Annotated in this window: 12 protein-coding genes and 2 pseudogenes; 6 read left to right on the top strand and 8 right to left on the bottom strand. The window is 67.1% G+C overall.

The features are described from left to right. Positions 1–17: 17 nt before the first annotated feature. From pth to glmU, 4 genes are all read right to left on the bottom strand, one after another. Positions 18–686 carry an aminoacyl-tRNA hydrolase gene (gene pth / locus D457_RS0128295; RefSeq protein WP_026117116.1) on the bottom strand — a complete coding sequence of 223 codons (669 nt, stop codon included), beginning with the start codon at positions 684–686 and terminating at the stop codon, positions 18–20. 101 nt (positions 687–787) lie between these two features. Beyond that, complete coding sequence (locus D457_RS0128290; protein WP_017584041.1) at positions 788–1,387, bottom strand: 50S ribosomal protein L25/general stress protein Ctc; 600 nt, start codon at positions 1,385–1,387, stop codon at positions 788–790. Positions 1,388–1,812: 425 nt separating this feature from the next. Continuing rightward, positions 1,813–2,781 (bottom strand): ribose-phosphate diphosphokinase, encoded by a 969-nt coding sequence (locus D457_RS0128285; RefSeq protein WP_017584040.1) that lies wholly within the window; start codon positions 2,779–2,781, stop codon positions 1,813–1,815. 17 nt (positions 2,782–2,798) lie between these two features. Next, positions 2,799–4,265: a bifunctional UDP-N-acetylglucosamine diphosphorylase/glucosamine-1-phosphate N-acetyltransferase GlmU gene (gene glmU, locus D457_RS0128280; protein WP_017584039.1), complete on the bottom strand. Its 1,467-nt coding sequence runs from the start codon at positions 4,263–4,265 to the stop codon at positions 2,799–2,801. Positions 4,266–4,733: 468 nt separating this feature from the next. Here glmU and D457_RS0128275 point away from each other — a divergent pair, with 468 nt between their 5' ends. The 4 genes from D457_RS0128275 to D457_RS0128260 all read left to right on the top strand — a co-directional run bounded on the left by D457_RS0128275 (position 4,734) and on the right by D457_RS0128260 (position 8,107). Then, positions 4,734–5,720, top strand: coding sequence for an acyl-CoA desaturase (locus tag D457_RS0128275; RefSeq protein WP_026117115.1), 987 nt, complete (start codon positions 4,734–4,736; stop codon positions 5,718–5,720). Between the two features lie 13 nt (positions 5,721–5,733). After that, positions 5,734–6,390, top strand: a complete 657-nt coding sequence (locus tag D457_RS0128270; RefSeq protein WP_017584037.1) for a TetR/AcrR family transcriptional regulator — start codon at positions 5,734–5,736, stop codon at positions 6,388–6,390. A gap of 129 nt (positions 6,391–6,519) precedes the next feature. Beyond that, positions 6,520–7,029, top strand: coding sequence for a MarR family winged helix-turn-helix transcriptional regulator (locus tag D457_RS0128265; RefSeq protein ID WP_017584036.1), 510 nt, complete (start codon positions 6,520–6,522; stop codon positions 7,027–7,029). Between the two features lie 100 nt (positions 7,030–7,129). Beyond that, positions 7,130–8,107 (top strand): SGNH/GDSL hydrolase family protein, encoded by a 978-nt coding sequence (locus D457_RS0128260; RefSeq protein ID WP_017584035.1) that lies wholly within the window; start codon positions 7,130–7,132, stop codon positions 8,105–8,107. A gap of 965 nt (positions 8,108–9,072) precedes the next feature. Here the strand turns inward: D457_RS0128260 and D457_RS0128255 are convergent. The 4 genes and pseudogenes from D457_RS0128255 to D457_RS35155 form a co-directional block, all read right to left on the bottom strand. Further along, positions 9,073–9,588, bottom strand: coding sequence for a DinB family protein (locus tag D457_RS0128255; protein ID WP_017584034.1), 516 nt, complete (start codon positions 9,586–9,588; stop codon positions 9,073–9,075). A gap of 73 nt (positions 9,589–9,661) precedes the next feature. Then, positions 9,662–9,832 (bottom strand): annotated as a pseudogene (locus tag D457_RS0128250) (DUF397 domain-containing protein); the annotation flags it as partial. 157 nt (positions 9,833–9,989) lie between these two features. Continuing rightward, complete coding sequence (locus D457_RS35160) at positions 9,990–10,154, bottom strand: DUF397 domain-containing protein (RefSeq protein ID WP_338043099.1); 165 nt, start codon at positions 10,152–10,154, stop codon at positions 9,990–9,992. Further along, entirely contained in the window at positions 10,154–10,981 is an 828-nt protein-coding gene (locus tag D457_RS35155) for a helix-turn-helix domain-containing protein (protein ID WP_239646247.1), read from the bottom strand. Before D457_RS35155 ends, D457_RS35160 begins: the two co-directional genes overlap by 1 nt. Before the next feature lie 204 nt (positions 10,982–11,185). On the opposite strand from D457_RS35155, the gene D457_RS0128235 reads away from it, so the two are divergent. Beyond that, on the top strand, positions 11,186–11,755 hold the full coding sequence (locus D457_RS0128235; protein ID WP_017584030.1) for an ATP-binding protein: 570 nt from the start codon (positions 11,186–11,188) through the stop codon (positions 11,753–11,755). A gap of 108 nt (positions 11,756–11,863) precedes the next feature. Continuing rightward, a pseudogene (locus D457_RS36810) lies at positions 11,864–12,105 on the top strand (hypothetical protein); the annotation flags it as partial.

Below are 12,105 nucleotides of genomic sequence, written 5' to 3'. Positions count from 1 at the left end.
TCCGGGCCCGGGGCGGGTCAGGCCGCGGTGTGGAAGATGTTCTGCGCCTTGCCCAGACCGTCGGTGAGGATGGTGCGGACCGCGTCGGCGGCACGCCCCACGTTCAGGTCCAGCTCGGGGCTCTCGGTCGAGGAGAAGTCGCGCAGCACGTAGGCGGCCGGGTCCATCCGCCCGGGGGGACGGCCCACACCGAAGCGGACCCGCAGGTAGTCGGGGCCGGAAAGGGAAGCGGTGGCCGACTTCAGCCCGTTGTGGCCGCCGGAGCCGCCGCCCTTCTTGAGCTTGAGGGCCCCGAAGTCGATGTCCATCTCGTCGTGCACGACGATGATCCGCTCCATGGGCACCTTGTAGAACCGGGCCAGCCCGGCGATCGGCCCGCCGGACAGGTTCATGAAGGTGCGCGGCTTGGCCAGGACCACCGAGACGCCGTCGATCCGGGTCTCGGCGACCTCGGCGTGCGCCTTGTGCACCTTCCAACGCTCGCCCTTGTCCGCGGCTATAGCGTCCACCACCATGAACCCGGCGTTGTGCCGGTTGCCCGCGTACTTGGGGCCGGGGTTGCCCAGCCCCACGACCAGCCAGCGCTCGGCCTCAGCCATGTCCTCGTCCCTGCTCTCCCTGAAACCCGGGCTCTCACCGGAACCCGAGCTCTTCCGGAATCCCAACCTGCTCAGAAAACTCCACATGCCGACCGACACTATCGAGCCAGCGACCCCGCACACGCCGAGCGCGCGGCCCCTGGAAACGGGAACCGCGCGCTCGGTGATGTGTGGTGTGGCACCGCGCCTTACTCGGCAGCGGCAGGCTCAGCGCCCTCGGAAGCCTCGCCGCTGGTCGACGGCTCCTCCTCCACGCGCGGCGCGGAGACGGTGAGCAGGAGCGACTCGGGGTCGGTCACCAGGGTGACACCCTCGGGCAGCTTCAGGTCGGCGGCGGTCGGGTTGGCGCCGATCTCCAGACCGTTGATGTCGAACTCGACACCGTTCGGAATGTGGGTGGCCTCAGCCTCGACGGTCACGGTGACGAGCTCCTGGTTGAGCACGCCGGGAGCCTTGACCTCACCGGTGAGGGAGACGTTGATCTCGACCTCGACCTTCTCACCCTTGGAGACGACCAACAGGTCGATGTGCTCCAGGAAGCCCTTGATGGCGTCGCGCTGCACGCTCTTGGGCAGGGCAAGGTTGTCCTTGTCCAGGCCTTCGAGGCGAATCAGGACGTTCGGGGTCTTCAGGGCGAGCATGAGATCGTGGCCCGGCAGGTTCAGGTGGCGGGGCTCGGTGCCGTGGCCGTAGAGGACGGCCGGCACCTTACCCGCGCGGCGGGCGCGACGGGAGGCGCCCTTGCCGAATTCCGTGCGGGGCTCGGCAGCGATACGTACCTCGGACACGACAAAACTCCTCGGGTTCAACCCCGCAGCACGGGGAACACGACTCCAGTAGTACGAACGATTCTCGCCTTCGGCGGAGAATGACGGCGGGGTCACCCAGCTTGCCGGGGACTCGACCGCCCTGGTTCCAGGCGTGCCCGGCGAGCCGTCACCGGACCGGTTCGGCCCGGGAACGCTCGTCGCGCACCCCTGCCCGTGTTGTTTCCAGGCGGATACACAGCAGGAATCCACCCGGGCACGGGGACACTCGGTCAAGTCTACTGGCTCTGGTGACGACTCCGTACATGCCCCACCGGCGGGACCCGCTCGGGTCCCGCCGGTGGACACACACGGCGCCGGGGGCTGCTGAGGGGGGACCTCAGCGTGCTCCGGCCGGGCCGGAGGTACTGCTGATACGGCTGGTGAAGCTGATGAAACCGGTGAAGCTAGTCGAACAGGCTCGTGACCGAGCCGTCAGTGAAGACCTCGTTGATCGCGCGGGCGACCAGCGGGGCGATCGAGAGCTGCGTGAGCTTCTCGAAGGAGCGCTCCTCCGGCACCGGCAGCGTGTTGGTGATGACCACCTCGGAGATCCGCGAGTTCTGCAGGCGCTCGGCCGCGGGGCCGGAAAGCACACCGTGCGTGGCAGCGACGATGACCTTCTTGGCGCCCTGCTCGAAGAGGGCCTCGGAGGCCTTCACGATGGTGCCGCCGGTATCGATCATGTCGTCGACCAGGACGCACACGCGGCCCTTGACCTCACCGACGACCTCGTGGACCTTCACCTCGTTAGCGACGTCCGGATCACGGCGCTTGTGGATGATCGCCAGGGGCGCGCCCAGGCGGTCGGCCCAGCGGTCGGCGGTGCGCACGCGGCCGGCGTCCGGGGAGACCACCGTGATCTCGGAGTGGTCGACCTGGCTGGCGACGTGGTCGGCCAGGATCGGCAGCGCGAAGAGGTGGTCCACCGGGCCGTCGAAGAAGCCCTGGATCTGGTCGGTGTGCAGGTCCACCGCCATCATCCGGTCCGCGCCCGCGGTCCGGAACAGGTCGGTCACCAGGCGCGAGGAGATGGGCTCGCGGCCGCGGTGCTTCTTGTCCTGGCGGGCGTAACCCAGGATCGGTGTCACCACGGTGATCCGCTTGGCCGAGGCGCGCTTGAGCGCGTCCACCATGATCAGCTGCTCCATGATCGACTCGTTGACCGGGTCGGCGTGGCTCTGGATGACGAACGCGTCACTGCCGCGCACCGACTCCAGGTACCGCATGAAGATCTCGCCGTTGGCGAAGGTGTCGAACCGAGTGGGGCACACCTCGATCCCCAGCTCCTTCGCGACCTCCTCGGCCAGTGCCGGGTGCGTACGCCCCGAGAACAGCATCAGTTGTTTCTGGCCGGTGGCCTTCATGCCGGTCACGTGTTTCTCCCCCACAGTCACTGCTTTTTCGCGTCGTCGGCTCTGTGCCGCTCCGCCTGCTCCGCCGCTTCCGCGGACGGAGTTCCCGGACGCTTGCGCTGCGTCCAGCCCTCGACGTTACGCTGCCGGTTTCCCTCGGACACGGCGAGGGCCCCCGGCGGGACGTCGTCACGGACCACGGTCCCGGCCCCGGAGTAGGCGCCGTCACCGACCTGCACGGGAGCGACGATGGTGTTGTCGCTGCCGATGCGGACGTGGTCGCCGATGGTGCTCCGGGACTTGTTGACCCCGTCGTAGTTGACGAACACCGAGGAGCAGCCGATGTTGCTGCCCACACCGATGTCCGCGTCCCCGACGTAGGTCAGGTGCGGGATCTTGGAGCCGGTTCCGACATTCGAGTTCTTGACCTCGACGAAGGCTCCGGCCTTGGTCCGCTCGGCCAGGCGGGTGCCCGGCCGCAGGTAGGTGTAGGGGCCGACAGTGGCCCCGGGGCCGATCTCGGCCCCATCCGCGGTGGTCTCGCGAACCTTCGCGCCGTCACCGACAAGGGTGTCGCGCAGGTCGGCGCCAGGGCCGACCTCCGCGTCCTCGCCGATCTTGGTGGTGCCGTGGAGGCGGCTGTTGGGGTGGAGCACGGTGTCGGCGCCGATGCTGACCTGGGCGTCCACCCAGGTCGTCGCGGGGTCGACGATGGTGACACCGGAGAGCATGTGCTCGGTGAGCAGGCGGTCGTTGAGGATCCGCCGGGCCTCGGAGAGCTGGACGCGGTTGTTGACGCCCTGGACCTCGTTCCAGTCCTCGGCGCTCCAGGCGTCCACCCGGTGCCCGTCGCCGCGCAGCAGCGCGACGGCGTCGGTGATGTACTCCTCACCCTTGGCGTTGTCCGTGGACAGTCGCTGGACGACCTGGCTCAGGAGGGCGCCGTCGAAGGCGTACATGCCGGAGTTGATCTCGTCGACGCGGTGCTGCTCGGGCGTGGCGTCGGCGTGTTCGACGATCTCGGTGAAGCTGCCGTGGGCGTCGCGGACGATGCGCCCATAGCCGTGGGGGTCGGGCACGCGGGCGGACAGCACGGTGACCGCATTGCCCTCCTTCTCGTGCGCCGCGACCAGCGCGGCGAGGGTTCCGCCGCGCAGGAGGGGGGTGTCGCCGCAGGTGAGGACGACGGTGCCGGACAGCTCGATGCCCTTGGCGGCGAGGTCCTCGACCGCCATGCGCACGGCGTGGCCGGTGCCGTTCTGTTCTTCCTGCACCGCGGTGACCGCCTCGGGGGCGACGTCTTCCAGGTGGGATCGCACCTGGTCACGGGCGTGGCCGACGACCACGACCGTGTTTTGGGGGTCGAGTTCTCGGGATGCGTAGAGCACGTGGCCGAGCATGCTGCGACCGTTGAGTTCGTGGAGCACCTTGGGAAGTTTGGACTTCATGCGGGTGCCTTCACCCGCCGCGAGGATGATCGCGGCAGCCGGACGGTTCACGCTCACTGGAGGAGACCCCTCGAGATAGCTGGCATATGAACGTCGGCTCACCCTGCGGCGGCGCGACCCGCATGCCGCGCGGGCGGCCGTCGGATGACCAGCGGCCGACATGGGAAGGATACATGCGCGTCACGGGCAACCATCAGTCACGTGACCTGCGTTACGCGGGCGCGCCCGGGGCCCTGTGGAGGGGCGGGCGGCGGAAGTGGCTTGCTCCCGGACCAGGGCTCGAACCTGGACGATGGGGACCAAAACCCCACATGCTGCCGATTACATCATCCGGGAACGATTCGGGCGGGCCCGCCCGAACGATCGACACCAACATAGCGCCTTCACCCGGGGGGTTGCCAAACCTACGGGGTCGTAGGTTACGGTTACGTAGGAATAGGTTGGGCCGTCTCGACGGGTGCCCTGGCACCGGTGACGCCGTCCTGACCGGTGACGACGTTCTCCATGACGAGGTGTGCAAGACCCATGACAGCTGCCCCTGAGGTGCCGACCGAAGGCATCGTCAAAGCCGCAGAGACCACCGCCGCGCCCAAGCGCGAGGTGATCCCCGAGTACGAGCCCGAGCTGAGAGGCAAGGCCGAGCGCTACACCGTCTTCGCGTTCGTGTTCATCCCGCTGATCGCGCTGCTCGCCTCGGTGCCCTTCTTCTGGGGCTGGGGCCTGTCGCTGGTCGACATCGCCATCGCGACGGTCTTCTACGTGATCAGCGGCCTGGGCATCACCGTCGGCTTCCACCGCCACTTCACCCACGGCTCCTTCAAGGCCAAGCGCCCGCTGCGGATCGCGCTGGCGATCGCCGGTTCCATGGCCATCGAGGGCAGCGTCATCAAGTGGGTGGCCGACCACCGCCGCCACCACAAGTACGCGGACGCCGAGGGCGACCCGCACTCGCCGTGGCGCTTCGGCGACGACTGGAAGTCCGTGGCCAAGGGCATGTACTACGCGCACATGGCGTGGATGTACCTGGACGACAAGAAGACCTCGCCGCGCCGCTTCACCCCGGACCTGCTCAAGGACAAGGACGTCGTCCTCGTCGACAAGCTGTTCCTGCCGATCGTGATGTTCTCGCTGTTCGCCCCCGCCGCCATCGGCGGTCTGATCACCATGTCCTGGTGGGGCGCGGTCACCGCGTTCTTCTGGGCGAGCCTGGTCCGCGTGGCGCTACTGCACCACGTCACCTGGTCGATCAACTCCATCTGCCACACCATCGGCGAGGAGAACTTCGAGGTGCGCGACCGCTCCCGCAACGTGTGGTGGCTGGCCATCCCGTCCTTCGGTGAGTCCTGGCACAACCTGCACCACGCCGACCCGACCTGCGCCCGCCACGGTGTGCTCAAGGGGCAGATCGACATCTCCGCCCGACTCATCTGGATCTTCGAGAAGTTCGGCTGGGCCACCAAGGTCCGCTGGCCCAACAACGAACGACTCGCCGCCAAGCGAGTCAAGGTCTAGGATCAGAATCCATATGGGAGCAGCCGACAGCGAGCAGAGGACCCGCGTGCGCCGCAAGCGCATGACGGGCAAGGAGCGTCGGCAACAGCTGTTGGAGATCGGCCGGGAGCTGTTCGCCGAACGAGGGTTCGACGCGACCTCCGTTGAGGAGATCGCCGCACGGGCCGGGGTGTCCAAGCCCGTGGTCTACGAACACTTCGGCGGGAAGGAAGGCATCTACGCCGTCGTCGTGGACCGGGAGATGCGCACTCTCCTGGACATGATGGGCGAGGCCCTCACCGCCGACCACGCCCGAAGCAAGATCGAGAAGGCAGCTCTGGCCCTGCTGCGCTACGTCGAGGAGGACAGCGTCGGGTTCCGGGTTCTCACCCGTGACTCGCACGTGGCGTCCGGAACCGGCAGCTTCGCGAGTCTGATCAACGACATCGCCAGCCAGGTCGAGCACATCATGGCCGACGAGTTCGCCGAACGGGGTTACGACCCGGGACTCGCCCCCATGTACGCGCAGGCCCTGGTAGGCATGTGGGCACTGACCGGCCAGTGGTGGCTGGAGGTCCGCAAGCCCAAGCGCGAGGTGGTCGCGGCCCACCTGGTCAACCTGGCCTGGAACGGGCTCTCGGCCCTGGAGGCCAAACCGAAGCTGGACACGCGCAAGCGGCGTTCCGGCTGACTTCGCCCCTCCGGCGGTGCCGCGTGTGGCACTGCCCACAGGAGGGGATGTCGTCCCTGGTCATTGGTGGGGCGGGTATGCAACGCATACCCGCCCCACTATCTTGATGTCAAGAGATATGGTGGTGCCATGCGCGATGAGGTGGATGGGCTGATCGAGGCGTGGCGATCCGAACGGCCGGACGTTGACGTGACACCCCTGGAGGTGTTCAGCCGGGTGTCCCGGCTCGCCCGCCACCTGGACCGTGCCCGCCGCACCGTCTTCACCGAGCACGCGCTGGAACCCTGGGAGTTCGACGTCCTGGCCGAGCTGCGCCGGTCCGGGCCGCCGTACGAGCTGAGCCCCGGGCGCCTGCTGCGCGCCACCCTGGTCACCTCCGGGACCATGACCAACCGGGTGGACCGGCTGGCCGCCGCCGAGCTCGTGCGCCGTCGTCCCGACCCCGCCGACAAACGCGGTGTCCTGGTCCGGCTCACCGACCAGGGGGCCGAGCGCATCGACGCCGCCCTGGCCTCGCTGCTGAGCTACGAGGAGACCCTTCTGGCCCCGATGCCGGCCGCCGAGCGCGAGCAGCTGGCATCGTTACTGAGATGCCTTCTGGCGCCCCTCGACAAGGGCCCCTCGGGTCCGCAAGGGTAGTTACCCGGCGGTATCCGTCTGCTCACCGGGACCCGCCAGCTGGGCGCGATTCATTTTCCAGTAAGGGTCTTGGTTGGAGAGCACTTTGAGAATCCGGTGGATGGCCGCGGTCGCCGCGGCCGTGGTGGTCGCGGGCTGCTCCGGAGGCGGCGACGAGGAACCGACCACGACGCAGAGCTTCTACCTGTCCCTGGGCGACTCCCTGACGGTGGGCGTACAGCCCGACGAGGACGGCCAGGCGCAGGAGACCGCCGAGGGGTACACGGACGTCCTGTACCGCGAGCTGAAGGACGCCGACTCCACGCTCCAGCACGAGCGCATGGGCTGCGGCGGCGAGGACACCACGACCTTCATCGAGGGCGGCATCGCCAACTGTGACACCCGCTACGAGGCGGGGTCCCAGCTCGAACAGGCCGAGGAGTTCCTTCGGGAGCACGGTGACCAGGTCGACCTGGTCACCCTCACTATCGGCGGCAACAACTTCACCAACTGCGTGGACGGCGTCGGCGGGCAGGACGAACTCGACATCGAGGACATCGGTGTGAACGAGGAGTGCGTGGCGGACGGCCTGGAGCGGCTGGAGACCGAGGTCCCGCTGATCGCCGAACGGCTGACCGAGGCCGCGGGCCCGGACACCCAGATCATCGCGATGACCTACTACAACCCGTTCCTGGCGCTGGCTCTGCTGGAGGAGCCGGAGGCCGAGGCCACGGAGGACGAGGACGAGGCTTCGGAGGACGCGGCAGCCGAGGAGGGCGCAGAGGAGAGCGCGGAGGCAGTGCCCGCCGAAGACGCCGACGAGGGCCTGGCCGCTCGGACCGTGGAGATCCTGAGTGAGGTCAACGACTCACTGACCGCCTCCTACGAAGCCGCCGGGATCGACGTGGCCGACGTGGACACCGTCTTCGACGGCGCCAACACCGAGGTGCCCGCCGACAGCGACACCCAGATGCCGGTCAACCTCCAGCAGATCTGCAACCTCACGTGGATGTGCAACGTGGCGCAGGGCCCGGACATCCACACCAACCTCGCCGGGGCCCAGGCCATCGCCGAGGTCTTCTCAGGAGAGCTCCGCTAGTTCTGCTTGCCTGTTTCCTGCGGGTCCCGGTCGGTCTCCGGCCGGGACCCTTCGCGTTGGTCCTGGAGCCCGGTCCGCTCCTCCAGCAGCGCGGGGAAGCGCCCGGCGAGGAAGGTGCGACGGGGGCAGTCTCCCCAGCCCTGCGCGAACCGGTGCCCGTGTCGCGGCCGCTCATTCCCAGCGACGGAACAGCGGCAGCGAGGGCGGACAGGGGGCCGGGCCCGGCGTTCACCGGGCCGCGTGTCGCGGCGGTGGGACGGAGTCACCCGGGGCTGTGCGGACAGGCCCCATGGGGGCACGGGCCACCTCCCCCGGGCGAGAGCAGGCAGGGCAGGCCGGGCGAGTGGGGCAGGCCGGGCAGACAGGGCGAGTGGGGCCGGTTTTCAGAGTGGGTGCGTGGCACCCGAAACCCGCACCTGAGACTGTCCGCTGCTTCCGAAACCCCCGTATCCCCGATGATCTTGCTACCAGGAGCGAAATCGGCGCCGAACTCGCCCCTGGTAGCAAGATCATCTTCAAACAGAGGACCGAAACAGGCACCCGGCCCCCACACCACCACTGCCCTCGCTGCCGCTTGTTCGTCGCCTACCTTGACCGGCCGCGACACGTCCCGCCGATCCGCGCCGGGGCGCGGAGGGCACCGGCCGAAGGCCGAGGTAGTTGGGCCCGAAGGGGCCCGTCTGCCGCCCCGACCGCTCCTCCCCCGTTTCCCGACAGCCGCCAACCGCCGTCGTAGCGAAGCGGGTCAAGGTGGAGCGCCCTGATCCGGCGAAGCCGCGACGGCGACGACCTTGACGCGCGCAGCGGAGACGGCCACACTCACGCGGCGGGAAACGGGGGAACGAACGTAGGGAGCCCGGCACTACCAGAGCACATGGCATGCCCGGCAAGGGGAGATCCGCCATGCCGACCCGGCGTCGCTCGCCTGCTCAGCACGGCCCTCACAGAACAGATCCCGGCCGCCTCTAGTAATAGCCCTTCTTGCCGTCGAGCAGTTCGCGGATGATGTCCGCGTGCCCGGCGTGCCTGCCTGTCTCCTCGACGAGGTGGATCAGCATCCAGCGGAGGTTAGCGCTGCCGGCGCGGAAGTCGGGGTGGCGGCCGGTGTCGTCCAGGGAGGCCGCGTGGATGATCTCGTTGCTGCGGGCGCACTGGGCCTCGTACTCCGCGAGGAGTTCGGTGAGGGGGCGGCCGTCCGTGTGCCAGTCGGCGTCTTCGTTCGACTGGTCGAACGAGGGGTTCTGCTTCTGGTCGCCACCGAGGAACAGCACTTCCAGCCACGTGTGCTCGGTCCAGCGCATGTGGGAGATGAGACCGGCCATCGTCATGGCCGGTGAGGTGGGGATGATCGAGCGGTGGGCGTCCCCGTCGTTCAGCCCTTCGCATTTCCAGCGCAGGATCTGCCGTTGAAGGTCCAGCCAGCCGATGAGCGCGGTGCGTTCGTCCGCTTGGAGCGGGGGGCGTTTCAGTTCCGATGCCATCGGCACACGCTACTTGGAACCCCGGGAGGGGGCACCTGGTTTTAGTGCCTGAAAGCGCTGAACAGAGGCGGGTTCAGCGGCGGCTGTCGCGGGCGGAGTGGAGGAAGGCTGTCCACTCGGAGGAGGCGAAGGGGAGGCGCCCCTTGGCAGGGTGCTTCGAGTCCCGGAGCGCGGCACCGCAGGGAAGCTCGGCGACCTCTACGCAGTTGCCGCCACGGCCATCGCTGTAGCTGCTCTTGCGCCAGACGCGCGCTTCGCTCATCTCAAGCCCTTCATCCGGAACGACTGACAGTCGGGGAGTTGGTCCTGGGACGTCACCCTGTCACCGTTGTACCCTGGACGGGCATACAACAACGGGCCCCGCCACTTCGACTGGCGGGGCCCGTCTTTATTACACCCGTCTACTCAGTGACGGCGGCCCCCAGCAGGGCAGACCACTCAGCGCCGGAGAAAGACAGATGCCCAGCCTCACGGTTCTGGGTGTCACGCACTCGTGTTTCGGAACCCTCCGCAACCTCCACACAGTTCTCGGCTGCGTTGCTGTAGGAGGACTTGTGCCAGTCCATCATCGGAATTCCTCAGCCTTCTTCCTCAGCAGGTCAATCGTCGCACCCGGAGAACGGGCCCTGGCCTGCAACTCACTGAACAGCATCCCATACTGACGAACGCGACCGGGATCGTCAGTGGTTTGCCCGAGGTACAGCGACTCCGCGTAGAGCACGTCTGGAGCATTCCCGCTGGACAGCAACGAGAACGGACCTCCGAGACCGAGCTGTGGAAGCCGCTCCCAGGAGTACACCTGAAGCATGATCCGGCCCGATTCCATCAGTTCCGCCAGCCTCACGAACTGATCCGCCATTACCTTGGGGAAAGCGACGGATCGAAGCACCACCGCGTCATCAAGAACCACATGGTAATGCGGGGTGTCGTCCTTGAGGACTTCTCGGCCTTGCGACTCTCGCAGCTCCACTCTTTCATCAACTGTCGCCGAGCTGAACCAGGGTGCGCTCGCCTTGATGACTGCGCGCGCATAATCAGCGTTCTGGAACGCTGCTGGCACGAGAGTTGAATGGTACTCACGGATGAAATGTGCACTCTTCTGCAAGCTGTGGAACTCATCCAACCAGTCCACCGTCTCAGGCTGGTAGAGCTCAGCATACTGTCGGGCCAGAGCGCTCCGAGCCTGAAGAAAATAGTCGGCCTTGTCTACCCGTGCAACGTTCAGGGGGCAACGACCGTTTTCAACGTTTCCTATGTGTTCTGGACTGCATCCAAGCTGGTCGGCAAGCCACTTCTGCGTGCGGCCTTGCTTCTTACGCTGACGCATCAGCGCCGCACCAAAACGGACATCCGAGGGGTTTCTTCCATCTGGGGGCTTCTTATCATTTGGCACACTTCCACTGTAGAGCAACCCTCAGAAAGCCTCAAGAATCTTATGTGAATTATCAAGAATCCTCAGCTTCGCCCTTCTAGCTTCCCAAAGGCGTCCGCGAGGTGTTTTCTGAAGGTGGCTGCAATGCCCCGGCCCCAAGGCGAGACACATGTGGGATGCCGGGATCCGCCCGCCGAACTCCTACGACTGGAAGAGGTTCCGTCTATGGCGTCCAAGCTTGCCCCCGTGCCCCCGATGCCCGAAGTGACCATCGCTCTCAACGAGCTGGTCCCCTACTCCCTCCGCTACTACTTCAACGGACGGCCCGACCGTCCCTACTACTCCTCCCGCCGTTACGACTTCGGCTCCTCTCCCCTGCTCCTCCCGCTGGTGCGAGCCTTTCTGGACACCTGTGCGGCTGAGCACAGCACCGACTACCGCTACCTCTTCACGCTGATCGGTAGCGAGCTCGCTTCCAACGCGCTCAAGCACTCGCGTTCGGGGCTGCCCGGGCACAACTACACGCTGTTGTGCGAGCGCAAACGGAACGGACTCCGTCTCATCTGCCGGGACGACGGCATCGCCGACGACCCCACCACGAGCGTGCACGATCGCCGGTACCTGAGCGCCGACCCGGGTGGGTTGGACCCCGACAGCGATTCCGGGCGGGGGCTGGCCCTGGTGGACGCGTTGGCCACGGACTGGGGAGACAACGGCCGTCCGGGGCACCGCGTGGTGTGGTTCTTCCTGGCCTATGACCTGGAGGACAGCGTCTGGCCCGAGCTGGCCGACTAGCAGCACTCCGAAAAGGAGAGAGGGCCCAGGAAAGCGCGGCAACGCTTCCCGGGCCCCACACAGAATCCCGAATTCCACACTGCGAAATGTTAGAAAGCAGGATCAGTGATGCATCTTATCTCCGGAACCCGTTCCCCGTCCGGGCCGTTCTGTGGCTCGTGCGTACATCAGAGCTGTCGGGCGCTGCGCGCGACGAAGCTGCCGATGTTGGGCGGGCAGCGGTGCGAATTCGCGAAGGAACACCGGATCGCCGCTGAGATCCAGGCGGACAACCCGCAGCTCGTGCTGTGGTTCGGGGAAGCAGTGCGCCACGAGGCGCCACGAGATCGAGTGGAGGTGGAAGACCTGCA

It is taken from the genome of Nocardiopsis valliformis DSM 45023, from assembly GCF_000340985.1.
Taxonomy (GTDB): domain Bacteria; phylum Actinomycetota; class Actinomycetes; order Streptosporangiales; family Streptosporangiaceae; genus Nocardiopsis; species Nocardiopsis exhalans.
This window is presented reverse-complemented; position numbering and strand designations above follow the sequence as displayed.

Excerpts from the sequence above, each read along its gene's own strand:
- pth (WP_026117116.1), bottom strand. The coding sequence starts at position 686 with ATGTGGAGTTTTCTGAGCAGGTTGGGATTCCGGAAGAGCTCGGGTTCC.
- D457_RS0128275 (WP_026117115.1), top strand. The coding sequence starts at position 4,734 with ATGACAGCTGCCCCTGAGGTGCCGACCGAAGGCATCGTCAAAGCCGCA.
- D457_RS0128270 (WP_017584037.1), top strand. The coding sequence starts at position 5,734 with ATGGGAGCAGCCGACAGCGAGCAGAGGACCCGCGTGCGCCGCAAGCGC.
- D457_RS0128265 (WP_017584036.1), top strand. The coding sequence starts at position 6,520 with ATGCGCGATGAGGTGGATGGGCTGATCGAGGCGTGGCGATCCGAACGG.
- D457_RS0128260 (WP_017584035.1), top strand. The coding sequence starts at position 7,130 with ATGGCCGCGGTCGCCGCGGCCGTGGTGGTCGCGGGCTGCTCCGGAGGC.
- D457_RS0128255 (WP_017584034.1), bottom strand. The coding sequence starts at position 9,588 with ATGGCATCGGAACTGAAACGCCCCCCGCTCCAAGCGGACGAACGCACC.
- D457_RS35160 (WP_338043099.1), bottom strand. The coding sequence starts at position 10,154 with ATGGACTGGCACAAGTCCTCCTACAGCAACGCAGCCGAGAACTGTGTG.
- D457_RS0128235 (WP_017584030.1), top strand. The coding sequence starts at position 11,186 with ATGGCGTCCAAGCTTGCCCCCGTGCCCCCGATGCCCGAAGTGACCATC.